This window comes from Brevundimonas sp. DS20 (genome assembly GCF_001310255.1).
In the GTDB taxonomy this organism is placed as follows: Bacteria; Pseudomonadota; Alphaproteobacteria; order Caulobacterales; family Caulobacteraceae; genus Brevundimonas; species Brevundimonas aurantiaca.
This window is the reverse complement of sequence record NZ_CP012897.1, coordinates 1,239,758-1,266,757: the sequence shown is the minus strand read 5'-3', so window position 1 is coordinate 1,266,757 and position 27,000 is coordinate 1,239,758. Positions and strand designations below refer to the sequence as shown.

Sequence of the window (27,000 nt, the reverse complement as noted above, 5' to 3'; positions counted from 1 at the left end):
GCTTGCCCGATGTCATTCGCCCGAGGCCGTCTCTTGCGCCCTGTCCTGCTCCTGTCCAGCGTCCTGTTCGCGGCCCTTATGGGCGCGGGCGCGGCTGCGGCCCAGGTCGCCACGACGTCCGAGGGGCTGCGCTATCTGTCCTGGCCCGGCAAGCCGCCGGTCGCCCGCGGCCCCGACGCCCGCGCCTCGTCCGCTCAGACGACCGCTCCGCGCGCGACTCTTGCCGCGCTTCCCCTGGCCCGGCTGGACGCCCCAGCCTCCACGGCCGTCGCTGCCCGGCGGGGCCTGACCCCCGCCAGCGACTGGCTCTCGCCCGCCGTCGCGTCCCAGCCGGTGTCGCAGCCCCGCCCCTATGAGGCGACGACGCCCCAGCCCGCTCCCGTTCAAGTCGCTTCTGCGCAGCCGGAACCTGTTCAAGCCCCAATCGTCCGGGCCCCAGTCGTCCAGGCCCCAGTCGTCCAGGCCGCTGCGGACCGGACCGCGCCGGCCCCCCAGAACGCGCCCCAACCGGCGCCCCAACCAACGCCCCAGGCCGACGCCCCGGGCGATCCCATGGCGCCTCGCCGCGACGCCCCGATCTTCCGCCTGACGCAGGCGAGCATGGCCGCCGCCGCCCCGGCCGCGACGCCGCCGGTTCAGACGGCCGCCGTTCAGGCCGAGGCGTCGCCGCTCGCCTCTGTCCCCTCGGCCGTTCCCCAGGGGGCCCGCTTCTATTCCGTCCATCGCCAGGCGGGTCATCGTCCTGACCCCATCCCCCAGGCGCAACCGGTCTATCTGGACGCCCTGCCGGTCGAGATGAGCCAGACGCCGTCCTCGGCGGACCTGGCTCAGCCCGACGGCCCGCCGGCCCTGATCCGCAATCGCGACGGCTCGGTGCGAGCCGCCCCGCCGTCGGCGGGCGGGTCCGACGCCGTGGACGAACGCTCATGAGCGAAGCCCTGCCCCCCGAAGACGCCGAGGCGATCAAGGCCTCGCGCCTGCCCCAGCTGATCGCCCTTGCGGAAGAGGCGTCCAGCGAGAAGCGCCGCCTGCTGCTGCGCGAACTGACCGACCAGTTCTTCGGCGACGTCGAGCATAGCGCGGCCGAGACCGACCTCTACGGCGCCGTGCTGGAAACCCTGTGCGAAGACATGGAGGTCGCGGTTCGGGCCGAGCTGGCCGCGCGGTTCGCCGTCGCGCCCGATGCGCCCCACAGCCTGATCAAACGGCTGGCCCATGATGCGATCGAGGTGGCCGAGCCGGTGCTGCGCGGCTCCACCGTCCTGACCGACGCCGATCTGATCGGCGTGGTCTCCAAACACGGCCAGGACCATCTGCGGGCCGTATCCGGCCGGGTCGAGGTGCCCGAGGCGGTGTCCGAAATCATCGTGGCGCGCGGCGACGACCACACCCTGGGCGCCCTGTTGCGCAACGACGGCGCCCGGCTGTCGCGCGCCGCCTCCGAGACGGCGGTCGAGCGGGCCAAGGTCAATCCGGCGCTTCACGCCCCCGCAGTCGAGCGCAAGGGCCTGCCGATCGACCTGCTGAACGACATGTATTTCGTCGTGGAGGCCCGGCTGCGCCACCAGATCCTGGAGCAGAACGCCAGCCTGGACCCGGCCCTGCTGGAGGCGGCCCTGGCGGCCGGGCGCACCCGCGTCGCCACCAGCGACGGCGCCCTGCCGCCCGACTACGCCGAGAGCCAGGCCTATGTCGAAGAACTGCATGCAGCCGGCCAGCTGACGCCCCAGGTGCTGATCCGTTTCCTGCGGTCCAAGGGCCGGACTCCTTTCCTGGTCGCCCTGTCGCGGCTGGCCGACATCGACTTCCACACCGCGCGCGGCATCGTCGATCGCCGCGACCTGGACGCCCTGGCCGTGGTCTGCAAGGCGGCCGACATCGACCGGGCCATCTTCCTGACCTATGCGGTGTCGCTGCTGGGCGCGGATTCCAACCCGATGGGCAAGGCCGCCGCCTATGGCCGGATGTACGGCGAACTGACCACGGAGGCCGCCGGGCGCACCCTGCGCTTCTGGCGCATGCGCCGCGTCGCCCAGGCGGCCTGATTCCGACAGGTCGCTCTCCCTTTCCCTGCCGGGAGGGAGAGATGCGCCTCGTCCAAACAAAAACGCCCGCCTCTGGAAGGAGGCGGGCGTTCTATACCGATCAGTCCGGGCTTACTTCTTGGCGCGCGGCGCGCGGGCCGGCTTACGGCCGCCCTGGCCCAGGCCCATCTGCTTGGCCAGTTCGGAACGCGCCTTGGCGTAGTTCGGCGCGACCATGGGATAATCCTTCGGCAGGTTCCACTTGGCGCGGTATTCTTCCGGGCTCATGTCGTATTTGGTGCGCAGATGGCGCTTCAGCGACTTGAACTTGCGGCCGTCTTCCAGGCAGATCAGGAAATCGGGGTTGATCGACTTGCGAATCGGCACCGCCGGTTCCTTGGGTTCCGGCTCGGCCTCGACCGGACCGCTCGAAACACCCGACAAGGCGGCGTGAATATTAGCGATCAACGCCGGAAGGGCCTCAGCCGTGACGGTGTTGTTGCCGACATAGGCCGATACGATGTCGGCGGTCATCTCGAGCAGTTCGGGCTTTTCTTCCATGCCTTGCGTCGCTTTCTGATTCTATTCAACTCGACTGAAACGCCAGCCGCGTTTTCACACCAGTCTCATAGAGTTATTGGTCGGCAAAAGCAATCGCAGAAGGAAACGCCGATTTTCGGCGGAAAAGCTTCGCGGAAAGCTGACAGGGATCAGCGGCCGAAGTCTTCGGCCAAGGCCAGCATCGCCGCTCGTTCCGGGGCTGAATATTCATCCACCTGTTCATCATCCCCGGCGCGAATAGCCTGCAACAGCGCCGGTGTCAGGGCCGATGACAGCGACCAGTTCCAGTAACGCAATACCGTCTGGGCCCGATCAACCGCCAGCAGGTCATAGGTGATCTGAACCCTCTCCCAGTCGGGATGAACCGAGCCGTCAGGCTGAACCTCGGGGCGACGCATGGATCTCCACAAGTTGTGGACGTCGGTCTTGGACAGACCGGTCGCCTTACACAATATGGCCAGGGGTTCGCCCCCCGCGTCGCCCAGGATCTTGGCCCCCGTCAGGGGTTTGATCCCGGACAGATACGCTATTTCACTGGCGATCTCGCGCGACAGGCCGTCGCGGGCGGCCGTGGCGACCGCCTGTTCCAGACTGTCGAAGGGGCTCTTTTCGATAGCGGCGCGGTTGCGCTGGCGCCGTTCGATGAACTGCAGGGCCTTGCGCGCGACCGGATCGGCCCAGCCCTCGCTCGCCGCCATGGGAAAGACGTCCTCAGCGACCTCCTGCATGACGTCGCGCGAGACGCCGAAGCGCTGGAGGATGGTGCGCCGATCATCGGCGCCGCACCACCAGAACATCACATAGGCCCCCGACGGCCGCAGCTCCGGCCGTTTCAGCAGGCCGCCGCACAGGCCCGGGTGGGTCCGGCTGAGGGCCACCACCGTCTCGATCCCGGCCTGGGACAGGCGGGCGGTCGAGTTGCGCAGCAAGGTCTCGATCACCTCCGGCTCGCCGAAACCGACCAGGGTCTCGCAGACGATCTCCGACAGGCCGCGCCGCGCGGCCATGACGCGCCGGTGCTCGGAACCCGCGTCGCGGGCGCAGGCGACGAGGTCGGCGTCGCTGAGGGCGGCGCACTGTTCGATCAGCACCTGAGCGATCTCGATCTCGTCGCGCAGCAGCAGCCGGGCCAGGGCGTCGGGCAGTTCGGCCAGGGCGGCCAGCCGCCCCGCCACCCGGCGACGCTCCTCCGGCCAGGCGAGGCGCAGCATGTCGACCAGCAGGTCCCCGACCACCGACCGTTCGAAGGCGTTGATCCGGCTGGCGGGCAGGGAGACCACGTCGGCCAGCCGTTTCAGCAGGGCCCGGCGCGCCCTCAACGGCGGCGGCCCGGCCTCCTCTTCCTCGATCAAGGTTGGCGGCTGGCTCATGGCGCCACCCTAAAACCTGGCGGGTTAAGCCGAAGTATCGCCGATCCTCACAGGCCTTCGAACAGGGCGGTCGACAGATAGCGTTCGGCGAAGGAGGGGATGACCACCACGATGGTCTGGCCCGCGCTCTCGGGCCGGGCCGCCAGACGGAAGGCGGCGACCAGGGCCGCGCCCGAGCTGATGCCGACCGGAATTCCCTCCAGCCGGGCCGCCTTGCGGGCCATGTCGAAGGCCTCGTCGTTCGACACCTGCTCCACCCCGTCCACCACCGACGGATCATAGATGGCCGGGACGAAGCCGGCGCCGATGCCCTGGATCTTGTGCGGGCCCGGCGCGCCGCCGGACAGGACGGGCGAGGCCTCGGGCTCGACCGCGATCATGCGGATCGAGGGCTTCTTGGCCTTCAGGGCCTGGCCCACGCCCGAAATGGTGCCGCCGGTGCCGACGCCGGCGACCACCACATCCACCGCCCCGTCGGTGTCGTTCCAGATCTCCTCGGCCGTTGTGGCGCGGTGGATGGCCGGATTGGCCAGGTTTTCGAACTGGGACGGGCTGACGGCGCCGGGCGTGGAGGCCAGCAGCTCCTCGGCCCGGGCGATGGCGCCCTTCATCCCTTTTTCAGCCGGGGTCAGCTCCAGCTGGGCGCCCAGCAGGGCCAGCATCTTGCGCCGTTCGATCGACATGCTCTCGGGCATGCACAGGATCAGCTTCAGCCCCTTGGCGGCGGCGACGAAGGCCAGGGCGATGCCGGTGTTGCCGCTGGTCGGTTCGATCAGGACGGTCTCGGGCGTGATCTTGCCCGCCGCCTCCAGCGCCTCGACCATGGCCACGCCGATCCGGTCCTTCACAGACGCGATCGGGTTGAAGAACTCCAGCTTGGCCAGGACCGTCGCCCCTTCGACCGGCGCCAGCTCGGCCGACAGGCGCGGCAGCCGCACCAGGGGGGTGTCGCCGATGGTGTCGACGATGGTGTCATAGACCTTGCCCCGGCCCTTCTTCACGTGACGGGACGCATCATAGTGGAAGTCGGACATGGGGCGGGCTCCGGGGTAGGGGACGGGTCGTTCAGGATGCGTAACAGATAGACGGCGCGTCCGATCCGCAAGGGGTCAGAGGCGATGATTTCTCTTGCCCGCGCTCAGTTCCGGCGCCGCCAGCCAGCCCTCGGCCCGCAAGGGGGCGACGCGGGCGCGTGAGACCGGGGCGGTCAGGCCGCCCTTCAGCTTCAGGACCAGATTGCGGCCGTCCTCCACCACCCCGACCACGGCGGCCGTCGCCACCCACCAGGAGCGGTGGGTCTGACGCCCGTCCAGATCCGCCAGGCCGGCCATGGCCTGGGACAGGGACATCAGCACCAGTTCCGAACCCAGAGGGGTGTGGAGGCGGACATAGTGGTCCTCCATCTGCAGGCACAGAACCTCGCGCCCCAGGCGGGCGGGCAGGCGGTCGCGGGGATCGGTCGAGGCGGGCGCCGGGCCGGACTCCCGCCGGACCTCCTGGTCTCGGATCGGCCGCCGGACCAGCAGCCACAGGATCGCGCCCGTCGCCACGGCCCCGACGATCAGGCTTTGCCCATACCATTCCAACAGCCCGACCTCGAAGGTGCGGCCCCAGACGAGGCGCGCCAACTCTCGGCTGATCAGGGTCATCGGCGCCGCCAGGCCGGCGACCGCCAGCGGCGCCCACAGCCAGGGCGACAGACGTCGCCTGAGCGCCCAGCGCGCGATCAGGGGCAGGGCCAGGCCGAACAGAAGCCAGCCCGCCCACAGGCTGGCGGTCCAATAGACGATCCGCACCGTCGCCGGTCCGTTCATATAGGAGCCGAACGGGCCGATCAGGCCCAGCAGCACGCCCAGGGCCGTGGCGACGCCCAGCCCCAGCCGCGCCGCCCGCCTGACGTCCGTTCGCGAATCCCCGATCTTCATCCGTCTGTTCTAGCGCCGGAACGGCCTTGGCGGAATCGGCCGACCCCCTGCGCCCGTTCGCCCGGCGGCGAACCCGTTCGCCCATTGGCGCAAAGCCGGATGCGGACCGCCCTCGCCCCCGGTCAGAAGGCGGACCGCAACCGCCGCAAACGAGGCTCCGACATGCTCCTGACCGCCGCCCTCCTGACCGCCGCCCTGACCCTTCAGGTCCAGCCGACGCCCCCGGTCCCACAGCCCCCAACGCCCGCCGCACCCCCGTCCGAGGCCGCCGTCGCCTTCGCCCGTTTGGAGATCCCGGACGGCGCCGGTCCGGCGATCGAGGCGGGGGTCTGGACGCCCGGCGCAGACGGCGGCGCCCGACGCCCCCTGATCGTCATTTCCCACGGCAACGGCGGCGATTTCCGCAGCCATGAGGCGACGGCGCGCGCCCTGGCCCAGGCGGGCTTCGTCGTCGCCGCCCTGACCCATACGGGCGACAACTGGCGCGACCAGAGCCGGGCGACCGACGTGGCCCAGCGCCCGCGCCAGCTTCGCGTCCTGATCGACTATCTGCTGAGCGACTGGACCGGCCGGACGGCGATCGACGCCGACCGCATCGGCGCCTTCGGCTTTTCCGCAGGCGGCTTCACCGTCCTGACCGCGGCGGGCGGCGAGCCCGACCTGGGCCGGATCGGCGACCACTGCATCGCCCACCCCGGCTTCTACGACTGCGGCCTGATCGCCGCCCGTGGCGCGCCGAAGACGGATCAGACCTGGGTGCACGACCGGCGGATCAAGGCCGTGGCCGCCGCCGCCCCCGCCCTGGGCTTCGCCTTCACCCGCCAGGGCCTGTCGGGGGTCGCCCAGCCGGTCCAGCTGTGGCGGGGCGAAAACGACCGGGTCCTGCCCAGCCCCTTCTACGCCGAACCGGTGCGCGACGCCCTGCCCCGTCCGCCGGAATACCGCTCCATCCCCGGCGCCGGCCATTTCGACTTCATGCCGCCCTGTTCGGCGCGCCTGGCCGAACTGGCGCCGGCCATCTGCGCCCCCACCCCCGGCTTCGACCGCGCCGCCTTCCAGCAGACCTTCAACCGCGACCTGATCGCCTTCTTCCGCCGCACCCTGACGGCGCCGGGCGGCGGCCGCTGAGCCGCCTCAGAACGCTTCCCAGCCGTCCTCGTCCGCTGCGGCGGAGGGGGCGGGGGCGGCGCCGCCGCGGCCGACGCTCTTCAAGGCCGTGACGGCGGCCGAGGGGGACGGCGGGGGCGTGACCGCGACGGGCGTCGGGGTGGAACTGCGGGCGGCGGCGGGGGCGGCGGCGCCGACCTTGAAGCGGGCGACGGCGGCGTGCAGGCCGTCGGCCTCCTGGGACAGGGCGTGGCTGGCGGCGGTGGACTGTTCGACCATGGCGGCGTTCTGCTGGGTCATCTGGTCCATCTGATTGACGGCCGTATTGACCTCGGCCAGGCCGGTGGCCTGTTCGGCGGCCGAGGCGGAGATGTCGGTCACCAGGCTTTCGATCTGGGCGACATGGGCCACGATCCGGTCCAGGGCTGCGCCGGTCTCGGTCACCAGTTTGACGCCCGATCCGACCTGGGCGGTCGATTGGGTGATCAGCCCCTTGATCTCCTTGGCGGCGTCGGCCGAGCGTTCGGCCAGGGCGCGCACCTCGGAGGCCACCACGGCGAAGCCGCGGCCGCTTTCGCCGGCCCGCGCCGCCTCGACCCCGGCGTTCAGGGCCAGGAGATTGGTCTGGAAGGCGATCTCGTCGATGACGCCGATGATCTGGCTGATCTGGCTGGACGAGCGTTCGATCTCGCCCATGGCGGCGACGGCGTCGCGCACCACCGAACCGCTCTTGTCGGCGTCGTCGCGGGCGGCCTGAACGGCGCCGGCGGCCTGGACCGCGCCTGAGGCGGTGGCGCGCACCGTGGCCGTGACCTGATCCAGGGCGGCGGCGGTCTCCTCCAGGCTGGCGGCCTGCTGTTCGGTGCGGCGCGACAGGTCGTCGGCGGCCTTGGCGATTTCGGCGGCGCCCGCATTGATGGCGCCCGTATTGGCGGCGATGGTGGCGATGGCCTGTTGCAGCCCGTCCACCGCCCCGTTGAAGTCGGTGCGCAGCCGTTCATAGGCGGCCGGGAAGGGATCGACGATGCGATAGGTCAGGTCGGCGCGCGCCAGGGCCTCCAGCCCGTGCCCCAGGCCGGCGACGATGGCGGCCTGTTCGCGGGCGGTCGCCTCGCGCATCGCCTCGTCCGCGCGGCGGCCCTCTTCGTCCTTCAGCCGCAGTTGTTCGGCCTGATCGGCCTCGGCCCGGACGCGGGCGGCGATCAGGGCCTGGATGTCGACCACGGCGCGGGCGATGTCGCCGATCTCGTCCTTGCGGGCGGCCTCGCCCAGCTTGACCTCGGTCCGGCCCTGGGCCAGGGCGCGCAGATCGTCGGTCAGGCGGCGGATCGGCGCCACCATGCCGCGCACCCCCGCCAGGATCAGGCCCGCGCTGATCAGGAGGGCGGCGATGACGGCCGCGATCATGACGATGCGGCTGACGGCGGCCGTCGCCTCGGCGGCGGCGGCGTCGGACTGGGCCTCGGCCTCGATCTTCTCGGCGGCGGCGCCCATGGCGGTTTCCAGCACGCCGAACTGTTCCTGGAACTCGCCCATGCGCCGCTGGGCGGCGGCGGGATCGGCTTCAGCCAGATCGACCATCTGGCCCGCAGCCTGGACATAGGTGCGAAGCGGCGCCTCCACCTCCTGAAGCGCAGCCTTCAGCTCGGGATCGGTGGCCAGCTGCGTGTTTTCGGCGACGGCGGCCTCGAACGTCTCGCGGTGCTCCTTCAACCCGGCCTTCATCTCGGCGGGATCGACGCCGTTGGCCGGGTCCGACGACAGCAGCGCCCCGAAGACGTCGGAGCGCAGGGCGTCGTGCATCATGTCGGCCTGCATATGGTTGCGCAGGATCGAGGCCGAGACCGTCGCCCGGTCCAGGGCGTCGCCCAGGTCGGCGTTCATCTTCAACCCCAGGCCGGCGGTGCCGACGGAGAGGACCAGGACCGCGATCCCGGTCGCCGTCACCTTCTTGCCGATCGTCCAGTTCATCGCGCGCGCTCCCACACAATTCCGAACGGGGTTACGGGAGTTTGGGTTAACGCGCCGTTGCCGGTCCGATACGGCTTGCCCCCAATGCAATGCGAAGGTCCGTGTTCACCTTCCGAAGCTAGGCTGGAGGTTCAACATCACGGACTTCCGGCCATGCAGAATGCTAAGCCCCGCTCCCTTCTCCGCCGTCTGGCGGCCCTGGCCGGTCTGGCCGCCGTCGCGGCGCCGACCTTCGCCCTGGCCCAGGCCGAGACGGAGATCGAACCGACCTGGGCCTTCGCGGCCGAGTACGCCGCCGACGTCACGGGCGTCGTCTCGGGCGGGGCCGCGCGGGCGGGCCGCTATCTGGACAATCTGAGCGTCAGCCTGGACGGGGATCTGGAACGGGCCTGGGGCTGGCGCGGCGCGCGGCTGCATCTGTCGGGCCTTTACAACGGCGGGGGCGAACCCAACGCCCTGGCCGGAACCCTGCAAGGGGTCGACAATATCGAGGTCTCCGCCCAGGGCGCACGACTGTACGAAGCCTGGATCGAACAGGACCTGGGCTGGGGAAGCCTGCTGGGCGGCCTGTATGACCTGAACAGCGAATTCTACGCCACCGAGGCCTCGGACCTGCTGCTGGCGCCGCCGTTCGGCATCGGCTCGGAACTGGCCTCCACCGGTCCGAACGGCCCGGCCATCTTCCCCTCCACCTCCCTGGCCGCGCGGCTGCGGATCGGGAACGTCGAGACCTTTTACGCCCAAGCCGCCGTGATCAACGCGGACGCCCGCACCATCGGCGACCGGGGCGGGGTGGCCACCACCCTGGATCACGGCGTCCTGGGGATCGTCGAGGTCGGGGGCCGCGTCAACGGGGCGGGCCGCTACGCCGTCGGCGTCTGGCGCTATGACCAGCATCAGGACGACATCCGCGACCTGACGCCCGAGGGCGAACCGGCCCAGAGCCTGGCGCGCGGCGCCTACGCCCTGGCCGAGGGGCGGGTCTATGGGACGGCGAACCCGGACGGGCCCCAGGTCGATCTGTTCGGCCGGATCGGCGCCTCGGACGGGGACACCACCGATTTCGAAGGCGGCTGGCAGGCCGGCGTCCTGGTCAGCCAGGTCTGGGCGGGCCGCCCCGACAGCCAGGTCTCCTTGGGCGTCCATCAGGGCTGGCTGTCCGACAAGGGCCGCGCCAACATCGCCGACGCCGGCGACGACCCCGCCCATTACGAAGAGGGGCTGGAACTGACCTACGCCGACCGGATCGGCCGTTCCAGCCGGACGTCCAGCTGATCCGCTACGCCGGGGGTCTGCGCGACGCCGACACGGTGGTGGTGGTCGCGCTGCGGATCACGACCGCCCTCTATTAATCCACCACGGCGCGGGCGGGGTCGAAGCCGACCACCTCGCGGATCACGATCATGCTGCGATAGCTGCGGACCCCCTTTTCCGGGACCAGTTCGCGGATGCCGAAGGCTTCGTAATCGGCCATGGTCGGGACGGCGACGGTCAGCAGATAGTCGGTCTCGCCCGTCACGTCCCAGGCGCCCTGGACCTCGGGACTGGCCTTCATCGCCTGCTGGAAGGCGGTGATGACCTTGCGATCCTGGGTGTTCATCTCGACCAGGACATGCAGGACGATGCGCGGCTTGATCCGGGCCGGATCGACCAGGGCGACGTCGGCGACGATGACCCCTTCGGCCCGGAGGCGGCGCATCCGTCGCAACACCGCCGATTCCGACAGGCCCACCGCCTGGGCCGTGACCCGCGCCGGCTCCTGATTGTCGCGCCGCGCCCGCGCCAGCAGCCGACGGTCGAACTCATCCAGGGTGACGAAATCCGTCATATCATGCTCTTTGACGCCGTTTTTCGGCGCAAGGAGGCCGGAAATCGGCGAGATACGCAAGCGGCTTTGGGCTATCTCTCGTCCCATGACCGCGCCCAGCCTGAGCCCGAGCCTGCAGTCCCCGCTGATCGCGCGGCTGATCCCCTACGCCGCCCTGTTCGCGGGGATGATGATCCTGGCGGGGGGCACATCCTTCGCCAAGAGCCTGTTTTCGGTGATCGGGGCGCAAGGGGCCACCGCCTATCGCGTCGGGATCTCGGCCCTGCTGCTGGTTCTGGTGTTCCGGCCCTGGCGGTTCGCCCTGACCCGGGCCGATCTGAAGGCCGTCGTCCTGTACGGCGCCGTCCTGGGGGCCATGAATCTGAGCTTCTACATGGCGCTGCGCACCATTCCGCTGGGCGTGGCCATCGCCATCGAATTCATCGGGCCGCTCAGCCTGGCCCTGATCCATTCGCGCCGGCCGATCCATTTCGTCTGCGTCGGCTTTGCGGTGCTGGGCCTGGGCCTGCTGCTGCCGCTGAAGGGCGGGACAGGATCGCTGGACCCGGTCGGCGTGGCCCTGGCCGCCTTCGCGGGCCTGTGCTGGGCGCTGTACATCATCTTCGGCAAGCGGCTGACCCATCTGCATCCGGGCCAGTCGGTGGCCCTGGGCATGAGCGTGGCGGCGATGGTGGTCGTCCCCTTCGGCCTCGCCCACGCCGGGGCGGCCCTGTTCAACCCGGCCATCGTCGTCGCCGGCCTGGCCGTGGCGATCTTCTCCAGCGCCCTGCCCTATTCGCTGGAGATGGTGGCCCTGCGCGGCATTCCCAAACGCACCTTCGGCGTGGTGCTCAGCGCCGAACCCGCCATCGGCGCCCTGGCCGGCCTGATCGTCCTGCACGAACATCTGACCGGCCAGCAATGGATCGCCATCGCCGCCATCGTCATCGCCTCGGTCGGGGCCATTGCGACGACGCGGGAGACGCCGGTCGCAGGAGATCCGGTTTGACGGCGTGCTACAAAAGTCGCGTGAGCCTTCCACGTCACGAGTTGATGTTATTCTAGCCCTGCGTCCGCGTTTGACGCCGCCCGATCTTGAACCCAGGCCGACACTATGCATTTCTATACACAGGCAATGCCTAGAGGTTCACCGTATGGGGGCCGCGCGGAGGCCGGGATTAATCCCGGCCTTTGTCGTATCTAGATCACAGTCCGTCGAAGCAGTAATATTTAATTCCTTCGACCTTTGCCCGCTCTGCGCCGACATAATCATCTGCCCGACGCTCGGATTTACTGATCGCAGCATAGGTGGAAAAGTCGCTTTGGTACCGCCCCCTGGACAATGCAAGCGCAAAGGTGTCTGCAATTTGCATCAAGCCTGACCGCTTATCCTTTCTCTCAAGATCAATCAGAGTTGCAGCCAATTCATCAGGTGGAAAAGGATCGTACTTCGCCGAATTAATCGCGTTGAAGCCCAAACCGTCCCCCCTCTTCAGAAGCGCCCAGTAACTGCGAAGCGCAGCATCGGCCTTGGGATCGCTCCCCTCATATTTCACTCTGAGACGCCTCCCCTCACCGTAGGCGATCTTGGCGGATCGTTCGACAACGATGTTGAACGCGGTTCTGCAGAGGTTCCATTTTGCGTCTCCTTCTCGCGATCCATAACCACGATCCCGATAGCCTGGACGGTGCACTACGCAGCCCTGGCCGATCACAGGCAGGGCGCCTAACATCTGGTGGAATTCGCTCCAGAAGGCGCTTCTGTCGGCTAGGGACAACTCCTCCAGCCAAGCAAATCCCTTTCGACGACTGTGCATGTCTGTGAGATGAAGCGGTTGTGTCAACTTTGGCCAGCGTGCGACAAAACTCGCACGCATTTCCTTGCATTGGGCCTCGTCTTCCTCCCTCACCAGAACGCCCGCTAAGCTAAACCAGCGGGGATTGCTGTCCGCATCTACAGCGAGCCGGTCGAGAAACCGAGAACCGCTATCGTCGATGTAGAGATGGTAAACGGGCTTTGAGCGATTTTGAGGCGGTATGGCAGCGGTCATACCCTTGTTCTAGCGGAGAGGTTGCGCCTCGACCACCGCCCGAAACGCCCCCTTCACCCCCCGTTAACCATGATGGCGCAAACGGTTAACGCCTGTTTCTGGGGTTCGTCTTGCATAATCTCGTCGCCGCCGTCGAAGCGATCGACCCGCTGGTCGTCACCGGCAAGGTCGCGGGCGTCTCGGGCCTGCTGATCGAGTCGCGAGGGGGTCTGTCGCGGCTGGCGGTCGGGGCGCGGGCCGAGATCGGGCGGCGCGGGCTGGAGCCCTTGCCGGCCGAGGTGGTGGGGTTCCGCGACGCCAAGGCCCTGTTGATGCCGTTCGGCCCGGTCGAGGGGGTGGCGCCCGGCGCCGAGATCCGCATCGTCGATCAGGCGGCCAGCGTGCGCCCGACCACCGCCTGGCTGGGGCGGATCATCGACGCCTTCGGCAATCCGATCGACGGCCTGGGCCCCCTGCCCCAGGGACCGGCGCCCTATCCCCTGCGCACGCCCCCGCCCCCGGCCCATTCGCGCGGCCGGGTGGGCGAGCGGCTGGACCTGGGGGTGCGGGCCATGGACGTCTTCACCACCACCTGCCGGGGCCAGCGGCTGGGCATCTTCGCGGGTTCCGGCGTGGGCAAGTCGGTGCTTTTGTCCATGCTGGCCAAACAGGCCAGCTGCGACGCGGTCGTGGTCGGCCTGATCGGCGAACGGGGCCGCGAAGTGCGCGAGTTCGTTGAAGAGACCCTGGGCGAAGAGGGGCTGAGACGCGCCGTCGTCGTGGTCGCCACCAGTGACGAGCCGGCCCTGAAACGCCGCCAGTCGGCCTATATGACCATGGCCATCGCCGAATATCTGCGCGACCAGGATCTGGAGGTCCTGTGCCTGATGGACAGCGTCACCCGTTTCGCCATGGCCCAGCGCGAGATCGGCCTGGCGGCGGGCGAGCCGCCGACGACCAAGGGATACACCCCCACCGTCTTCACCGAACTGCCCAAGCTGCTGGAACGCGCCGGACCGGGACCGGTGCGGCCCGACGGCACGACCGCAGCCCCCATCACCGCCCTGTTCACCGTCCTGGTGGACGGGGGCGACCATGACGAGCCCATAGCCGACGCGGTTCGAGGCATTCTGGACGGCCATATCGTGATGGACCGCAAGATCGCCGAGCGTGGACGTTTCCCCGCCATCGACGTGCTTAAGTCGGTCAGCCGGACCATGCCCGCCTGCCAGACCCCGCCCGAGCGCGAGCTGAACAAGCGGGCGCGCCAGTGTCTGTCGGCCTACGGCAATATGGAGGAGCTGATCAAGATCGGCGCCTACCGCACCGGCGCCGACCCGATCGTGGACCGGGCCATCGCCCTGAACCCCGCGCTGGAGGAGTTTCTGAGCCAGGACAAGGACGACGTCACCCGTCTTTCCGATTCCTTTACCCGGCTGGAGACTATTCTGAACCAAGGCATGATCAGAGAGTGACGAAATGACCGCTTGGGCCCAATCCCTGATCCGCATCTCCAACTATGAGGTCGAAACCCTGCAAAAGCGCCTGGCCGAGGTCAGCGCGCGCCGGGCCACGGCCGAGATGCGGCTGGCGGTTCTGGACGCCGAGGTCGAGGTGGAGCGCGAGCGCGCACGCCTGGACGCCGACGCCAATATGATGCTGGCCGCCTATCTGAACGGCTGGAAGGCCCGCCGCGCCGCCGCCGAAAGCGATCTGAGCGTCATCGACGCCGAAGAGGCCGGGGCCCGCGACGCCCTGACGGGCGCCTTCGAAGAGCTGAAGAAGTTCGAACACGTCGCCGAAACCACCCGGCTGAACAAGCTGATCGCCATCGCCAAGCGCGAAACCGCCGCCTTCGACGAGCTGGGCCTGCGGAAGCGTGCGGTCTGAGGACTCTCAGACCTTCCCCCGCTTGCGGGGGAAGTGTCAGCTCGTCGAGCGGAGCGAGACGGCTGACGATGGGGGAAGTCTTCTGTTGAGCAGCACTTCCCTCTCCGACCCTGGTTCGCTTCGCGAACGCCGGGCCACCTCTCCCGCAAGCGGGAGAGGGTTTGGTCTCTCTCGCCGCGCCGTGATCGCCTCGTCGCTGGCCCTGGCCGCCTGCGACCGCACCTCGGCCGAACCGACGCCGCCGAACCTTCCCGCGCTGAAGTCCGTCGCCCCCGCCCCGTTCGGCACGGCGATCAGGGCGATGCAGATCGACGACCCCGACTGGGTCGCCCTGGCCCGCGCCCAGGTCTCTCAACTCACGCCCGAGTGGGAGATGAAGATGGAATATGTCCTGGCCGACGGGCTGAACCGGCCCCGGTTCGACCGGTCGGACCGGATCGCCGCCTTCGCTGCCCGGCACGGCATGGCCCTGCACGGCCACACCCTGATCTGGTATTCGCAAGGGGCCGAGGCCTTTGCGGGCCTGTCCGGCGCGGCCTTCGACCGGGCCTTCGACGGCTATGTCGCCGCCGTGGCCGGCCGGTATCGCGGCAAGGTCCGCAGCTGGGACGTGGTCAATGAGCCGATTCTGGACGACGGCTCGGGCCCGCGCGACTGCCACTGGAGCGCCCGATACGGCCACGACGGCTATATTCTGCGCGCCTTCGAACAGGCGCGGGCGGCCGATCCGGACGCGGTGCTGTTCCTCAACGAATACAATCAGGAAAGCGTGCCGGCCAAGGGCGTCCAGTTCCTGAAACTGGTCGAGCGGCTGTTGAAGGCGGGGTGTCCGCTTCAGGGGCTGGGGCTGCAGTCGCATCTTTGGATCGACATCCCCGAGGGGGCGATCAGCGCCTTCATGCGCGAGGCGGCCCAGTTCGGCCTGCCGATCCATGTGTCGGAGCTGGACTGCACCTTGCGGACCGAGAACCGGCTGGACCTGCGCGGCGCGGGTCAGCGCACGACCTTGCAGACGGCGCGGGTGCGGGAGTTGGCGGAGGCCTTTACAGCCCTGCCGGCGGCCCAGAGGTTCGCCTTCACCGTCTGGGGTCTGCGCGACACCGACAGCTGGTATCGTCAGGGCGACAAGGACGACGGGCGCGACCGGCCCCTGCCCTTCGACGGCGCGGCACGACCGGGGCCGATGGCGGCGGCCTTGGCCCAAGGGTTCGCTTAAAGTCGGATCGCCTCAAAAAAAGGCCGGCTTCGGGCGGTCGGCCGGGAGACCGCCCGAAGTCGGATCAGGGTCTCAGGACTTCTTCTTGGCCGTTTGAGCCGGGGTCTCGGCGCGCTGATGACGGCTGTGGCGGGCCGGACGCTGCGGACGGGCGGCCGAGGTCGTCGAATGGGCGGTCGAGGCGGTCGCGGCCGGGGCGCGGCCAGAGGCAGAGGCGGGGGCCGAGGCGGGGACGGTTCCGGCGAAGGCGGCGCCGCTGCTCAGGGCGACGACGGCCAGGGCGCCCAGGACGGCGGAGGTGCGGAAGGATTTCATCTGAAGTCTCTCTGTGTTGAGAACGTCCGTTCGTTTCGGACGACCCGTTTCTCGACGCCGGCTCCGGCGGGCGATGGGCGGTTCGGTGTCGGCCCGTGTCGGCGGGGCGGAGATTTGTGTCCGACTGTGTCGGCCGCCTTTTCGCCATCAGCCGGGCGGACAGAGACGACCGACCCGCCACGCTGAACCCGCCCCATGACCGCCGCCCCGCCCGTGCTTCTGGTCGTCGACGACGACCGCGATATCCGCACCCTTCTGGCCGATCATCTGGAGCAGCACGGCTTTCGCACCTTAAAGGCGGCCGACGGCCGGGCGGCCAAGGCGGCGCTGGAGGCCGGGCCGGTCGATCTGGTGGTGCTGGACCTCAATCTGCCGGACGAGGACGGCCTAAGCCTGTGCCGCGCCATCCGGGCGACGTCGCGGACCCCGGTCATCATGCTGACGGCGCGGGGCGATCCGATCGACCGGATCGTGGGGCTGGAGATGGGGGCCGACGACTATATGGCCAAGCCGTTCGAGCCGCGCGAGTTGGTGGCCCGCATCCGCACCGTCCTGCGCCGCGCCCGCCCGGAGGCCGAGCCGGTCCAGGGGCGCTGCGCCCAGTTCGCCGGCTGGTCCCTGGACGTCGCCGCCCGCAGCCTGACGGCGCCGGACGGGCGGGTGGCGCCCTTGTCCGGGGCCGATTTCGACCTGCTGCACGCCCTGGTCCGAAACGGCGGGCGGCCCCTGTCGCGCGAGCGCATCCGCGCCCTGTCCACCGTCGCCGACGCCGACGACCGGGCGGTCGATCTGAGGGTCAGCCGCCTGCGTCAGAAGCTGGGCGACGACGCCAAGAACCCGGTCCTGATACGCACGGTGCGCAGCCTGGGCTATATGTTGTCGGGGCCGGTGACGTGGCGCGCCTAGGCCGGGGCGTGAGGCGGGAGCTGGGCGGCGCCGTCGACGGATCCACGGTCCGGCTGTTCGCCCTGGTGCTGCTCGGGGCCTTGGCGGCGGCGGCGGTGACCTTTCTGGCGCTTCAGCTGGGCCGTCATCACTGGCTGAAACAGGCCCATGACTTCACCACGGCCGAGCGGATCGGCGACCTGGCCCAGGCCGACGACGATCCGGCCGCCGCCGTGGCCGTGGCCCTGACCCCGGCCGACGGACAGCGGCGCGGGCCGCCCGACCCCGCCCTGACCCAGGCGGTGGCCCAGGCCCTGGCCCGGCGCGGCGTGACCGGGGTCAAGGTGCGGGCCTATGAGGCGGCCAAGGCCGCCTGCGGCGCCCCGGCGGACGCGGCCCTGCGCTGTCGCATCCTGACCCTGGACCCCCAGGACGGGACGGCCGTGGCCCCGGTGGCGGTCAGCCTGCCGCCCGCCCCGCGCCCGTGGAATCTGGGGCGGGACAGCGCCCTGCTGCTGGCCGTGGGTCTGGCGACGGTGGCGGCGACGGCCTGGCTGGCGTCACGCCGGGCGGCGGCGCCCCTGGCGCGGCTGTCGGCCGGGGCCGAGGCCCTGGGCCGGGACCTGGACGGCCCGCCCCTGGCGGTGGAGGGGACGCGCGAGGTGCGCCAGGCGGCCATGGCGCTGAACGCCATGCAGACCCGGCTTCAGGCCCTGATCGCCGAACGGGCCCGCGTCCTGGCCGCCGTGGCCCACGATCTTCAGACGCCCCTGACCCGGCTGAGGCTGCGGGTCGAAAAGGTGGCGGACGAGACCCTGCGCGCCCAGCTGATCGCGGATCTGGCGGCCATGCAGCATCTGGTGCGCGAGGGGCTGGACCTGGCGCGGCTGGAGACCCGGATCGAGCCGATCGTCCCGGTCGATCTGGACGCCCTGCTGTCGGCCCTGTGCGAGGATGCGGCCGAGGCGGGCCAGCCGGTCGTCTTCGTTCAGGGCTGCGGGGCGGTGCGGCCGACCCGGCCCCTGGCTCTGAGGCGGTGCCTGACCAATCTGATCGACAACGCCGTGCGCCACGGCGGCGATGCGGCGGTCCGGGCCGAGGTCGAGGGCGAGACGGTGCGTCTGATCGTCCGCGACCACGGGCCGGGCGTGCCCGAGGACCGGCTGGAGGCCCTGTTCGAGCCCTTCTACCGGCTGGATCCCTCGCGGTCGCGCGACAGCGGCGGCTCGGGCCTGGGCCTGACCATCGCCCGCCGCATGGCCGAGATCGCCGGCGGCCGCCTGACCCTGGCCAATGCGGCGGACGGGGGGATGGAGGCGACGGTGACCTTCGCGCCGGACGAAAAACAGGGCTGATCGACAGGTGTCGGCCAACCCTTGAGTTCCCATATTGGAAACTTCTCCTTGTTTCCAGATTGGAAACATGCGATACGAATCCATGAACGTGATCGCGAAATCAGTCCTGGTGAAGTTCTGGGAGGCCCAGCCGAAGGGCAAGCCCCAGGATACGGCGAAGGCGGCGATGATCGAGTGGCACACTGCCGCCTCGGACGCCGACTGGAACAACTACGCGGAGCTGAAGGCCACCTTCAGCAGCGCCGACTATGTGGTGGACGGCAAGATCGTCTTCGACGTGGGCGGCAACAAATACCGGATCGTCGGTCTGGTGGGGTTTCGGGCCAAGAGGATTTTCATCCTCTTCGTCGGGACTCACGCTGAATACGACAAGATCGATGTAGCGAAACTATAGGATTGGAGAGAGCGAAGATGACGATGGACATGAGCACGATCCGCACCCTGGCTGACGAGGCCGAATACCAAGCGGCGCTGAAGGCGGTGCGGCCCTATTTCGAGAACGAACCTGCTGAAGGCTCCGAGGCGGCCGCCCATTACGACGCCCTGGTCCTGCTGATCGAGGACTATGAGCGCCGGCACTATCCAATCCCACGGGCCGAGCCGGTCGATGTGCTGAAGTTCGTCATGCAGGCGAACAACTATACGCAGTCAGATCTGACCGAGATCCTCGGCTCCAAGGCGCGCGCCTCCGAGCTGCTGAACGGCAAGCGGGAGATCAACCTCGATCAAATCCGAAAGATCAGCCGGGCTTGGCGGATTCCGGCCGGATCGCTTGTCGGCGACTTAGCCGCCTAACACGGTCAAGGGCGCCCATGTCCTCCACGCCAGGAACACAACTAGAAGCGACATCGGTCCTGCTCACCACCGGATCGCCCAGCTGCATCCGAACGCCCGGTTCGCAGCCTCTAAAGGCTTAAAGCCCTTTTCAGGAGACGCCCGTGCCCCTTTTCCTTCGCCTTCGTCGCGGCCGTCTCGCGGCCTCCGTCCTGACCCTGGCTCTGGCCCCCGTCCTGGCGGCGGGCCCCCTCGCAGCCCAGGATCGGGCGCCGGACGTGGCCCGAATGGACCAGATCGTCCGGGCCTCCAGCGAGGCCGACGCCTTTTCCGGCGCCGTCCTGGTCGCGCGCGACGGGGAGATCCTGCTGGACCGGGGCTATGGTCTGGCGAACCGGGAATGGGGCGTCCCCAATGACGGCGACGTCAAATTCCGCCTGGGCTCGCTGAGCAAACAGTTCACGGCCGTCGCCGTCCTGCTGTTGAGCGAACAGGGCAAGGTCGATCTGGACGCCCCGATCAAGACCTGGCTGCCCGACGCCCCGGCCGCCTGGGACGCCGTCACCCCGCGCCGGCTTTTGAGCCACACCGCCGGCCTGCCCAACTTCACCACCTTTGCCGACTATGAGGCGCTGAAGACCCGGCCGGCCACGACGGCCCAGCTGATCGCCCGGTTCAGCGGGCGGCCCCTGGACTTCGCGCCGGGCGAAGGCTTCGCCTATTCCAACTCGGGCTATATCCTGCTGAGCGCGGTGATCGAGGCGGCCAGCGGTCAGACCTACGCCGACTTCATTCAACAGGCGCTGTTCACCCCGCTCGGCATGGCCGACAGCGGCTATGACCGGCACGACCGCATCCTGCCTCGACGCGCCTCGGGCTATACGAAGGAGGCGTCCGGCGTGGTCAACGCCGACTATGTGGACATGAGCATCCCCCTGGGCGCGGGCGCCCTGTATTCGACCACCCACGACCTCTTGAAATGGGAACAGGCCCTGTTCGGGGGCCGGGTGCTGAAGCCCCAGTCCCTGACCGCCCTGACCACCCCGGTCAGGAACGGCTACGCCCTGGGACTGGCCGCGACGCCGGACCGGAAGCTGGTCTGGCACAATGGGGCGATCGAGGGGTTCAACACCTATATGGCCTATGCGCCGGACGACCGGATCGCCGTCATCGTCCTGGCCAATCTGAACGGCCCGGCGCCCGACAAGCTCGGGCCGGACCTGATGACCCTGGCGCGCGGCGGGACCGTGACCCTCGCCTCGGAACGCCGCGTCGTGACCCTGCCGCCCGAGGCCCTGGCCGCCTATGTCGGGGTCTATTCCCTGTCGCCGACCTTCGCCCTGACGATCACCGCCGCAGAGGGCGGGCTGAAGGTCCAGGCCACCGGCCAGCCCGCCTTCGAGCTGAAGGCGCAAGGGGACGACGCCTTCTTCCTGACCGAGGTGGACGCCCAGATCACCTTCACCCGTGACGCCGAGGGCCGGGTCGACGGCCTGGTCCTGCACCAGGGCGGCCGCGACATGCCGGCGAAGCGGCAGTAGGCGCAAAAAGAAAACGCCCGCCGGGGGACCGGCGGGCGTTTTCAGGATCGGGACGGAGCGGCCTTTCAGGCGGCGACGCTGTTTCCGGCCTCGGCCGGGTCGCGCAGGACGTAGCCGCGGCCCCAGACGGTTTCGATATAGTGTTTGCCGTCGGCGGCGGTGGCCAGCTTCTTGCGCAGCTTGCAGATGAAGACGTCGATGATCTTCAGCTCGGGCTCGTCCATGCCGCCGTACAGGTGGTTCAGGAACATTTCCTTGGTCAGGGTCGTGCCCTTGCGGAGCGAGAGCAGCTCCAGCATCTGATATTCCTTGCCGGTCAGGTGGACGCGGTGACCGTTCACCTCCACCGTCTTGGCGTCCAGGTTCACCGCGATCTCGCCGGTGTGGATGATGGCCTGGGCGTGACCCTTGGAACGACGGACCACGGCGTGGGTGCGCGCGATCAGCTCGTCCTTGTGGAAGGGCTTGGTCAGATAGTCGTCGGCGCCGCCGCCGAAGGTCTTGACCTTGGTTTCGATCTCATGGGTGCCCGACAGGATCATGACCGGGGTGTTGATCTTGCCGACGCGCAGCTGACGCAGCACCTCAAGGCCGCTCATGTCCGGCAGGTTCAGGTCAAGCAGAATGAGGTCGTAGTCATAGATCTTGCCCAGATCGATGCCTTCTTCGCCCAGGTCGGTCGTATAGACATTGAAGCCTTCCGACTTCAGCATCAGCTCGATGCTCTGGGCGGTGGCGTGATCGTCTTCAATCAACAGGACGCGCATTCGTGCCCCTCCAGGCAAAAGCTTTGCGGTAATCACCCTGGCGCACGACCGGGTAACCTTGTTCGCAGGTTAAGACCCGAAAACCTTAAGAAGGGTTAACGGCGAGCTATGAGTCGTTCCTAAGCTGATTTGCGAATCGGCGTCGAGAGTCCCGAGTCAATGATTCGAAAATAATTAACCATGATGCGGACCGGACTCAGCCTGCGGCTCCCCGCGCAGAGCCGGTCGGAACGCGGATCCGCCCTGACGCAACCTCAAGTCCAATCCGGCGCCACGTCCGATTCTGACGCGGAGTAGGACGATATTCCTATCATGACGCCGTACCCGCCTAGGATGGGCGTCGAGGTTCGTGAACGGGAGTGAGGCATGGTTGAGGCATACAGGGCGCCGGTGCGAGAGGCGGACCGGTGCAAGGCGGGGCTGGCCCTGCATCTGGTGGCGGCGCGGACCGGGGCCAGCCCGGACCGGATGACGGCCCGTCGGCGGATCGATCCGCTCAACGCCCGGTCGCGCTGGCTGGCCATGTATCTGGCCCACATCGCCTTCGGCTGGACGCTGGAGCGGGTCGGCCACGTCTTCGGGGTCAACCGCAGCACGGTGGGGGCGGCCTGCCGCTGGGTGGAGGACGAGCGCGACCGCCGGGCTGTGGACGAACTGCTGTCGCAGTTGGAGGCCTGTCTGACCACGGTCTACAGCGCGCCCCGCTGGGAGGCCGTGCAATGAGCCGGACGGTGGAGCGGGCGCGCTGTCTGCTAGCCCGGCCCGGCGCCTGGCTGGGCGCCGAACAGGGGGTCTATGCGCTGCGTCTGGGGCCGGACCGGCGGGGACGGATCAGCCTGACCCTGAGCGAGCCGGAGTTCCGCGCCCTGATCGAACGGCCGGGACTGAGGCGGCGGCCGCAGGGCGGATGGACCGTGCGCGCCGGGAGCGAGGCGGCCCCCGGCAAGGCCGAAACCCCGCCGCCCGGCCGCCCCGGCTTCATCGCGGGCGAGCGGGAGTTGATCGGGGCGGACGGGCGAATGGTCCGCCACGCCGCCAATCTGGGCGAAAGCCCGATCGCCTGGCTGGCGCGGCGCAAGGATGCGGCGGGCCGACCCTGGCTGAGCCCCGCCGAGGTCGCCGCCGGCGAACGGCTGAGGCGGGAGGTCGAACAGGCCGGCGCCGGCCCGGCCCTGACCATGGGCTGGGACGCCCTGCCCCGCGCCGGGTCGGGCGGAACGATGCAGGTCGAACCCGGCGACCGCGCCCTGTCGGCCGGACGACGGGTGGAGGCGGCCCTGTCCGCCGTCGGCCCGCGCCTGAGGCCGATGCTGACGCGGATCTGCATCCACGGCGACAGTCTGAAACTGGCCGAGACGGGCCTGGGCCTGCGCCGCCGCCAGGGCAAGACGGTGCTGAAACAGGCGCTGGCCGCCCTGGCCGATCACTACGGCATCGGCTGAGGTCAGAGGTATTTCATCCAGGGCCGGTCGCTGGCGCGCTTGATCCGGGCGAACCAGCGGCAGGCGAACCAGCAGGGGACGGCGACCACGGCGGCCAGGGCCCACAGGGCGGCGACGCCCGGCACGCTGAAGCCCTGACCCTGATTGGGACCGAACAGGGCCAGGGCCGCCAGATTCAGCAGATGCAGGCCGTAGAGGTGGATCAGATAGAAGAACAGCGGCGCCCCGCCGAAGACCGCCAACAGACCGATCAGACGGTCCGAGGCCCGCTCCAGTCCCGCCAGGATCAGGGCCCCCAGGCCCAGGGTCAGCAGCAGAAAGTCGGCCGAGGGCGGATATTTGGTGACGTTCAGCACGCTCATCGCCGTCCGCAGCGGCGTGTCCTGCACGCTCCAGGGCGTCGGGTCGCCGTACAGATTGATAGACCTGAGCAGGGCGAACAGGGCCAGGGCGCCCAGGCCGGTGACGACCAGACGCCGGAGCCGCGCCCCCTGGGGCCCGACGAACCACGGCCCGATCGCATAGCCCAGGGCCGCCACCCCGATCCACGGCAGCAGGGGATAGGAGGTGCGAACCTGTCCGCCCCAGGGCAGGTCCATCAGGCTGCGGTCGTGCAGCACGGCCCACAGCACATGGGCCGGACCTTCGGCGAAGGCGATCGGGTCCAAGAGATTGTGGCCCAGGGCCAGGACCAGGCCGACGGCGATCAGCCAGGCGCGCGGTAGATGAGCCAGGCCCGCCAGGGCGATCATCGACAGCCCGATGACCCAGATCACCTGGAGATAGAGGATCGGCGGCGTCAGGGAGAAGCCCCAGGCGAAGTTGACCAGGGTCAGCTCCAGCACCACCAGGAACAGGCCCCGCTTCAGCAGAAAGGCCGAGGCCGCCCCGGCGGCGGACCCTCCGCTGACCTCGGCTGTCTTGTTTCCGTAGAGCCAGGCGCCCAGGCCCGTCAAAGCGACGAAGATCGGGGCGCACAGATGGGCCGACAGACGGGTGAAGAACAGGGCCGGATCGGTCGCCTCGACATTCATCGGGTCCGGGACCTGAGCGTGGAAATAGAAGAACTCGCGCGTGTGATCGACCAGCATCAGCAGGATGACCAGACCGCGCAGGGCGTCGATCGAACGAATGCGTGCGGCCGGGCGGACGGCCGGAGCGGCGGGGACGGAAACGGGAAGGGCGGCGGTTGACAGCATGAGGCGCGAACGGATAGCCGCTATAGTATAACGTTTCAACGGAGTTCGTCCTTGCCCCTCCTTTCGAGCTGCGCCGGCCTGTGTCTTATTGCCGCCGCAACCGCCCCGACCCCAGTCCTGGTCCCCGTTGATGCGGCTCAGGCCGAGCCCCACGCCCTGGGCGAGATCGTGGTCCTGGGCCGCCGGGGTTCGCCGCACGACCATACGCTGGGCGTCGGGGCGGTCACGGAGCGGATGTCGCCGTCCAGCCGTTCCATCGAAAGCGACCTGCTGCGCGCCGTGGGCGCCACCCGCCTGTCCGACGCCCTGGAGCTGGTCAGCGGGATCAGCCAGCAGAACAATCGCGGCGGGGTGATGGACAATTTCGCCATCCGCGGCTTCCTGGGCACGCCCGACGGCGGGGCGGAATATTATGTGGACGGCTTCCTGGCGAACCGGGGCATGGCGCCGCCGCGCGACCCGGCCACGGCCGAACGGATCGAGGTGCTGAAGGGGCCGGCCGGCGCCCTGTTCGGGGACATCGACCCGGCCGGCCGGATCAACATCGTCTCCAAGACCCCGCGTTTCACACCCGACGCCGTCTTCACCGGCACGGTCGGCTCCTTCGGCCTGAGGCGGGGGGAGTTGGACGTGACCGGCCCGATCTCCGAGACCCTGGCCGGGCGGCTGGTCCTGGCCGGCGAGACCAGCAACGGTTGGCGCGACCATGTCGGCCTGGACCGGACGGCGGTCGCCCCCTCCCTGACCTGGCGGCCCAATGAGGATCTGCGCCTGACCTATGTGGGCGAGCTCACCGTCTTTTCGACCCTGTTCGACCGGGGCATGCCCGCGATCAACGGCGACGCCCTGGCCCTGCCGGAATCCAACTACTACGGCGAGCCCGGCGACGGCCGGACCCGGTTCCGCAACGCGCGGCACCAGATCACCGGCGAATACCGCCTCAACGACGGCTGGAGCCTGAACGGAGGGGTCGCCTGGCGGGGCGGCTCGCTGAAGGGCCTGTCCAGCGACCAGTCCCGCCTGGTCGGCGATGCGCTGTGGCGCCAGCGCCGGGGCCGGGACTTCTCGGTCGAGGACCTGTCGGCGCGGCTGGAGCTGAACGGGGAGGTCCAGACCGGCCTGGGCGTCCACACCCTGGGCCTCGGCGTGAAGGCCTATCGGCTGACCTATGGCGAGAAATGGCTGCGCATCAATCCGACGGCGGCCAATCCCTATCCGATCTCGGTCTTCAACCCCGTCTATGGGGCGGTCGTCCCGCCGACGCCCCTGCCCTTCACCGACAATCTGGAGACGCGGGACGTCGTCACCCTGTACGCCCAGGACCTGTGGGAGGTGAACGACCGCCTCAGCCTGGTCGCGGGCCTTCGCTGGGACGACTACAGCCAGACCATCCGCAACAACCGCACCGGCGCCGTGGGCGAGACCAAGGACAGCCCGCTCGATTACCGGTTCGCCGCCCGTTATCGCCTGACCGACGGCCTGACCGCCCACGCCAGCTATGGCCGGTCCTTCGTGCTGAACTCGGGCACGGGGCGGACCGGGTCCGGCTTCGCCCCGGAAGAGGGCAAGGGCTATGAGATCGGCCTGTCCGGCGCCTGGCAGGGGATCGACCTGGCGGCCACCCTGTTCGATATCGAAAAGGCGAACATACTGACCACCGATCCCGTCGACCCCAACTATCTGGCGCCGGTCGGCAAGCTGACCTCGCGGGGAATCGAGCTGGACGGGTCGGTCCGGCTGGGCGAGGCGTGGCAGGTGGTGGCCAACTACGGCTGGACCGACGCCAAGGCCGACGACGACGCCTTCCCCACCGACCGGGTGCTGAACGTGCCCGAACATTCGGGCTCCCTGTTCGTGGTCGGCCGTTTCCCCACCCCGCACGGCACGGACTGGTCGATGACGGCGGGCGCCGCCTATGTCGGCGACCGGGCCGGCGGCCTTGCGCTCGGCGCGCCCGAACTGCCGGCCTATTGGAAGGCCAAGGCGGCGGTGGACTATGGCCTGACGCCCCAGGTCACGGCGCGGGTCGAGGTCGATAATCTGCTCGACGAACGCTACGCCGCCAGCTCCTACAGCGCCCTGTGGATCTTCCCCGGCGCGCCGCGCAGCGTGCGGGCCTCGCTGCGGATCGCCCTTTGACCTGCGCCTTGCCGCATCGAACGGTTGGCGCGCGAGCGGCGGTCCGATAACACCGGACAGGGATGGGGAGACCGAGATGGGCCTTGGGCGGCGGATCAGAGCATGGCTGGGCGCCAAAGGCGACGTCCAGGGCGGCGCAAGGCGCTCAGCCAAGGCGCGGCGGATCCGGACCCTGCCCGACCGGCGGGTGATGGCCGAAAGCTACGTGCCCGCCCTGTCGGCCCTGGGCGGGCGCATCCTGTGGGTCGGGTGCCGGGAATATACGCTGGACGACTACGCCGCCCTGGAGGCGGGCGGGGGCGAGGTCTGGACCACCGACATCGACCCCGGCGCCGCTCGCTGGGGCCGGGCGGGCCGCCACCGGACCGGAGACGTCTGTCAGGCCGACGCCCTGTTCGCCGACCTGACCTTCGATACGGTGGTGTGCAACGGGGTGCTGGGCTACGGCGTGGATCATCCCGAACAGCAGCGTCAGGCCCTGGCGGCCCTGGCGGCGGTGCTGCGGCCCGGCGGGCGGCTGCTGCTGGGATGGAACACCGACAAGGTCGAGGATCCGCTGGGGGCGGGCCTGATCGACCAGGCGTTCGAACCGGCGCCCCTGGGCGATCGGCCGCCCCGCGTGACCTTCGAGGCGGTCACCCACGTCTATGACAGTCTGATCCGAAAGGGCTGAGCGGCCCCT

27 protein-coding genes are annotated in these 27,000 nt (G+C 69.3%); 17 read left to right on the top strand and 10 right to left on the bottom strand.

Features of this window, described 5'->3' with window-relative positions:
* Positions 1 to 9: 9 nt before the first annotated feature.
* The gene (locus JL11_RS06125; RefSeq protein WP_054764876.1) at positions 10 to 930 is read left to right on the top strand and encodes a hypothetical protein; all 921 of its coding nucleotides are present in this window, start codon (positions 10 to 12) and stop codon (positions 928 to 930) included.
* Complete coding sequence (locus tag JL11_RS06120; RefSeq protein WP_054764875.1) at positions 927 to 2,045, top strand: DUF2336 domain-containing protein; 1,119 nt, start codon at positions 927 to 929, stop codon at positions 2,043 to 2,045. The genes JL11_RS06125 and JL11_RS06120 overlap by 4 nt, the downstream gene beginning before the upstream one ends.
* A 111-nt stretch (positions 2,046 to 2,156) precedes the next feature.
* Here JL11_RS06120 and JL11_RS06115 read toward each other — a convergent pair whose 3' ends face one another.
* From JL11_RS06115 to JL11_RS06100, 4 genes are all read right to left on the bottom strand, one after another.
* Positions 2,157 to 2,585, bottom strand: coding sequence for a MucR family transcriptional regulator (locus JL11_RS06115; protein WP_054764874.1), 429 nt, complete (start codon positions 2,583 to 2,585; stop codon positions 2,157 to 2,159).
* 149 nt (positions 2,586 to 2,734) lie between these two features.
* Positions 2,735 to 3,955, bottom strand: a complete 1,221-nt coding sequence (locus JL11_RS06110) for a DUF2336 domain-containing protein (RefSeq protein ID WP_054764873.1) — start codon at positions 3,953 to 3,955, stop codon at positions 2,735 to 2,737.
* 47 nt (positions 3,956 to 4,002) lie between these two features.
* Entirely contained in the window at positions 4,003 to 4,989 is a 987-nt protein-coding gene (gene cysK / locus JL11_RS06105; protein WP_054764872.1) for a cysteine synthase A, read from the bottom strand.
* A 75-nt stretch (positions 4,990 to 5,064) separates the two neighbouring features.
* Entirely contained in the window at positions 5,065 to 5,880 is an 816-nt protein-coding gene (locus JL11_RS06100; protein ID WP_054764871.1) for a LytTR family DNA-binding domain-containing protein, read from the bottom strand.
* A gap of 99 nt (positions 5,881 to 5,979) precedes the next feature.
* On the opposite strand from JL11_RS06100, the gene JL11_RS06095 reads away from it, so the two are divergent.
* A complete protein-coding gene (locus JL11_RS06095) occupies positions 5,980 to 7,008 on the top strand; it encodes an alpha/beta hydrolase family protein (RefSeq protein ID WP_197273347.1) in 1,029 nt (342 codons plus the stop codon).
* Positions 7,009 to 7,014: 6 nt separating this feature from the next.
* On the opposite strand, the gene JL11_RS06090 is transcribed toward JL11_RS06095, so the two are convergent.
* Entirely contained in the window at positions 7,015 to 8,958 is a 1,944-nt protein-coding gene (locus tag JL11_RS06090; RefSeq protein WP_054764870.1) for a methyl-accepting chemotaxis protein, read from the bottom strand.
* Between the two features lie 153 nt (positions 8,959 to 9,111).
* On the opposite strand from JL11_RS06090, the gene JL11_RS06085 reads away from it, so the two are divergent.
* Positions 9,112 to 10,233, top strand: coding sequence for a carbohydrate porin (locus JL11_RS06085; protein WP_231681414.1), 1,122 nt, complete (start codon positions 9,112 to 9,114; stop codon positions 10,231 to 10,233).
* Between the two features lie 73 nt (positions 10,234 to 10,306).
* Here JL11_RS06085 and JL11_RS06080 read toward each other — a convergent pair whose 3' ends face one another.
* On the bottom strand, positions 10,307 to 10,786 hold the full coding sequence (locus JL11_RS06080) for an Lrp/AsnC family transcriptional regulator (RefSeq protein WP_054764869.1): 480 nt from the start codon (positions 10,784 to 10,786) through the stop codon (positions 10,307 to 10,309).
* 85 nt (positions 10,787 to 10,871) lie between these two features.
* Between JL11_RS06080 and JL11_RS06075 the strand changes: the two genes are divergently transcribed.
* Positions 10,872 to 11,774 (top strand): EamA family transporter, encoded by a 903-nt coding sequence (locus JL11_RS06075; protein WP_054764868.1) that lies wholly within the window; start codon positions 10,872 to 10,874, stop codon positions 11,772 to 11,774.
* A gap of 196 nt (positions 11,775 to 11,970) precedes the next feature.
* Here the strand turns inward: JL11_RS06075 and JL11_RS17135 are convergent, their stop codons facing one another.
* A complete protein-coding gene (locus JL11_RS17135; RefSeq protein ID WP_082382616.1) occupies positions 11,971 to 12,816 on the bottom strand; it encodes a DUF3800 domain-containing protein in 846 nt (281 codons plus the stop codon).
* 110 nt (positions 12,817 to 12,926) lie between these two features.
* Between JL11_RS17135 and fliI the strand changes: the two genes are divergently transcribed.
* The 3 genes from fliI (at position 12,927) to JL11_RS06060 (ending at position 15,901) form a co-directional block, all read left to right on the top strand.
* Positions 12,927 to 14,270, top strand: a complete 1,344-nt coding sequence (fliI, locus tag JL11_RS06070) for a flagellar protein export ATPase FliI (protein ID WP_054764867.1) — start codon at positions 12,927 to 12,929, stop codon at positions 14,268 to 14,270.
* Between the two features lie 4 nt (positions 14,271 to 14,274).
* Entirely contained in the window at positions 14,275 to 14,685 is a 411-nt protein-coding gene (locus JL11_RS06065) for a hypothetical protein (protein ID WP_054764866.1), read from the top strand.
* A 181-nt stretch (positions 14,686 to 14,866) separates the two neighbouring features.
* Positions 14,867 to 15,901: an endo-1,4-beta-xylanase gene (locus tag JL11_RS06060; RefSeq protein ID WP_054764865.1), complete on the top strand. Its 1,035-nt coding sequence runs from the start codon at positions 14,867 to 14,869 to the stop codon at positions 15,899 to 15,901.
* A 72-nt stretch (positions 15,902 to 15,973) separates the two neighbouring features.
* Here the strand turns inward: JL11_RS06060 and JL11_RS17405 are convergent, their stop codons facing one another.
* Entirely contained in the window at positions 15,974 to 16,216 is a 243-nt protein-coding gene (locus JL11_RS17405) for a hypothetical protein (RefSeq protein ID WP_054764864.1), read from the bottom strand.
* Positions 16,217 to 16,411: 195 nt separating this feature from the next.
* Between JL11_RS17405 and JL11_RS06050 the strand changes: the two genes are divergently transcribed.
* The 5 genes from JL11_RS06050 to JL11_RS06030 all read left to right on the top strand — a co-directional run bounded on the left by JL11_RS06050 (position 16,412) and on the right by JL11_RS06030 (position 20,771).
* Positions 16,412 to 17,122 carry a response regulator gene (locus tag JL11_RS06050; protein ID WP_054764863.1) on the top strand — a complete coding sequence of 237 codons (711 nt, stop codon included), beginning with the start codon at positions 16,412 to 16,414 and terminating at the stop codon, positions 17,120 to 17,122.
* Positions 17,123 to 17,130: 8 nt separating this feature from the next.
* Positions 17,131 to 18,456, top strand: a complete 1,326-nt coding sequence (locus JL11_RS06045; RefSeq protein ID WP_231681412.1) for an ATP-binding protein — start codon at positions 17,131 to 17,133, stop codon at positions 18,454 to 18,456.
* Positions 18,457 to 18,538: 82 nt separating this feature from the next.
* The gene (locus JL11_RS06040) at positions 18,539 to 18,850 is read left to right on the top strand and encodes a type II toxin-antitoxin system HigB family toxin (protein ID WP_054766844.1); all 312 of its coding nucleotides are present in this window, start codon (positions 18,539 to 18,541) and stop codon (positions 18,848 to 18,850) included.
* A 17-nt stretch (positions 18,851 to 18,867) separates the two neighbouring features.
* Positions 18,868 to 19,251 carry a helix-turn-helix domain-containing protein gene (locus tag JL11_RS06035; RefSeq protein ID WP_007390098.1) on the top strand — a complete coding sequence of 128 codons (384 nt, stop codon included), beginning with the start codon at positions 18,868 to 18,870 and terminating at the stop codon, positions 19,249 to 19,251.
* A gap of 143 nt (positions 19,252 to 19,394) precedes the next feature.
* Positions 19,395 to 20,771 (top strand): serine hydrolase, encoded by a 1,377-nt coding sequence (locus tag JL11_RS06030; protein WP_054764861.1) that lies wholly within the window; start codon positions 19,395 to 19,397, stop codon positions 20,769 to 20,771.
* A 65-nt stretch (positions 20,772 to 20,836) separates the two neighbouring features.
* Here JL11_RS06030 and ctrA read toward each other — a convergent pair whose 3' ends face one another.
* Entirely contained in the window at positions 20,837 to 21,538 is a 702-nt protein-coding gene (gene ctrA / locus JL11_RS06025; protein ID WP_054764860.1) for a response regulator transcription factor CtrA, read from the bottom strand.
* Positions 21,539 to 21,904: 366 nt separating this feature from the next.
* On the opposite strand from ctrA, the gene JL11_RS06020 reads away from it, so the two are divergent.
* Together JL11_RS06020 and JL11_RS06015 are read left to right on the top strand one after the other, a co-directional pair.
* On the top strand, positions 21,905 to 22,261 hold the full coding sequence (locus tag JL11_RS06020; RefSeq protein WP_054764859.1) for a chromosomal replication initiator DnaA: 357 nt from the start codon (positions 21,905 to 21,907) through the stop codon (positions 22,259 to 22,261).
* The gene (locus JL11_RS06015; RefSeq protein WP_054764858.1) at positions 22,258 to 22,980 is read left to right on the top strand and encodes a DUF6456 domain-containing protein; all 723 of its coding nucleotides are present in this window, start codon (positions 22,258 to 22,260) and stop codon (positions 22,978 to 22,980) included. Before JL11_RS06020 ends, JL11_RS06015 begins: the two co-directional genes overlap by 4 nt.
* A 2-nt stretch (positions 22,981 to 22,982) precedes the next feature.
* Here JL11_RS06015 and JL11_RS06010 read toward each other — a convergent pair whose 3' ends face one another.
* Positions 22,983 to 24,179 (bottom strand): DUF1624 domain-containing protein, encoded by a 1,197-nt coding sequence (locus JL11_RS06010; RefSeq protein ID WP_054764857.1) that lies wholly within the window; start codon positions 24,177 to 24,179, stop codon positions 22,983 to 22,985.
* A 51-nt stretch (positions 24,180 to 24,230) separates the two neighbouring features.
* Between JL11_RS06010 and JL11_RS06005 the strand changes: the two genes are divergently transcribed.
* On the top strand, positions 24,231 to 26,318 hold the full coding sequence (locus JL11_RS06005; protein WP_054764856.1) for a TonB-dependent siderophore receptor: 2,088 nt from the start codon (positions 24,231 to 24,233) through the stop codon (positions 26,316 to 26,318).
* Between the two features lie 76 nt (positions 26,319 to 26,394).
* Positions 26,395 to 26,991, top strand: a complete 597-nt coding sequence (locus JL11_RS06000; protein WP_082382613.1) for a methyltransferase domain-containing protein — start codon at positions 26,395 to 26,397, stop codon at positions 26,989 to 26,991.
* Positions 26,992 to 27,000 lie beyond the last annotated feature (9 nt).

Bases quoted from the DNA above. Each gene is read 5' to 3' on its own strand.
- JL11_RS06075 (WP_054764868.1), top strand. From the start codon at position 10,872: ATGACCGCGCCCAGCCTGAGCCCGAGCCTGCAGTCCCCGCTGATCGCG.
- JL11_RS06010 (WP_054764857.1), bottom strand. From the start codon at position 24,179: ATGCTGTCAACCGCCGCCCTTCCCGTTTCCGTCCCCGCCGCTCCGGCC.
- JL11_RS06095 (WP_197273347.1), top strand. From the start codon at position 5,980: ATGCGGACCGCCCTCGCCCCCGGTCAGAAGGCGGACCGCAACCGCCGC.
- JL11_RS06110 (WP_054764873.1), bottom strand. From the start codon at position 3,955: ATGAGCCAGCCGCCAACCTTGATCGAGGAAGAGGAGGCCGGGCCGCCG.
- JL11_RS06065 (WP_054764866.1), top strand. From the start codon at position 14,275: ATGACCGCTTGGGCCCAATCCCTGATCCGCATCTCCAACTATGAGGTC.
- cysK (WP_054764872.1), bottom strand. From the start codon at position 4,989: ATGTCCGACTTCCACTATGATGCGTCCCGTCACGTGAAGAAGGGCCGG.
- ctrA (WP_054764860.1), bottom strand. From the start codon at position 21,538: ATGCGCGTCCTGTTGATTGAAGACGATCACGCCACCGCCCAGAGCATC.
- JL11_RS17405 (WP_054764864.1), bottom strand. From the start codon at position 16,216: ATGAAATCCTTCCGCACCTCCGCCGTCCTGGGCGCCCTGGCCGTCGTC.
- JL11_RS06090 (WP_054764870.1), bottom strand. From the start codon at position 8,958: ATGAACTGGACGATCGGCAAGAAGGTGACGGCGACCGGGATCGCGGTC.
- JL11_RS06020 (WP_054764859.1), top strand. From the start codon at position 21,905: ATGGTTGAGGCATACAGGGCGCCGGTGCGAGAGGCGGACCGGTGCAAG.
- JL11_RS06115 (WP_054764874.1), bottom strand. From the start codon at position 2,585: ATGGAAGAAAAGCCCGAACTGCTCGAGATGACCGCCGACATCGTATCG.
- JL11_RS17135 (WP_082382616.1), bottom strand. From the start codon at position 12,816: ATGACCGCTGCCATACCGCCTCAAAATCGCTCAAAGCCCGTTTACCAT.
- JL11_RS06100 (WP_054764871.1), bottom strand. From the start codon at position 5,880: ATGAAGATCGGGGATTCGCGAACGGACGTCAGGCGGGCGGCGCGGCTG.
- JL11_RS06015 (WP_054764858.1), top strand. From the start codon at position 22,258: ATGAGCCGGACGGTGGAGCGGGCGCGCTGTCTGCTAGCCCGGCCCGGC.
- JL11_RS06085 (WP_231681414.1), top strand. From the start codon at position 9,112: ATGCAGAATGCTAAGCCCCGCTCCCTTCTCCGCCGTCTGGCGGCCCTG.
- JL11_RS06050 (WP_054764863.1), top strand. From the start codon at position 16,412: ATGACCGCCGCCCCGCCCGTGCTTCTGGTCGTCGACGACGACCGCGAT.
- JL11_RS06125 (WP_054764876.1), top strand. From the start codon at position 10: ATGTCATTCGCCCGAGGCCGTCTCTTGCGCCCTGTCCTGCTCCTGTCC.
- JL11_RS06120 (WP_054764875.1), top strand. From the start codon at position 927: ATGAGCGAAGCCCTGCCCCCCGAAGACGCCGAGGCGATCAAGGCCTCG.
- JL11_RS06040 (WP_054766844.1), top strand. From the start codon at position 18,539: ATGAACGTGATCGCGAAATCAGTCCTGGTGAAGTTCTGGGAGGCCCAG.
- JL11_RS06035 (WP_007390098.1), top strand. From the start codon at position 18,868: ATGACGATGGACATGAGCACGATCCGCACCCTGGCTGACGAGGCCGAA.
- JL11_RS06000 (WP_082382613.1), top strand. From the start codon at position 26,395: ATGGGCCTTGGGCGGCGGATCAGAGCATGGCTGGGCGCCAAAGGCGAC.
- JL11_RS06080 (WP_054764869.1), bottom strand. From the start codon at position 10,786: ATGACGGATTTCGTCACCCTGGATGAGTTCGACCGTCGGCTGCTGGCG.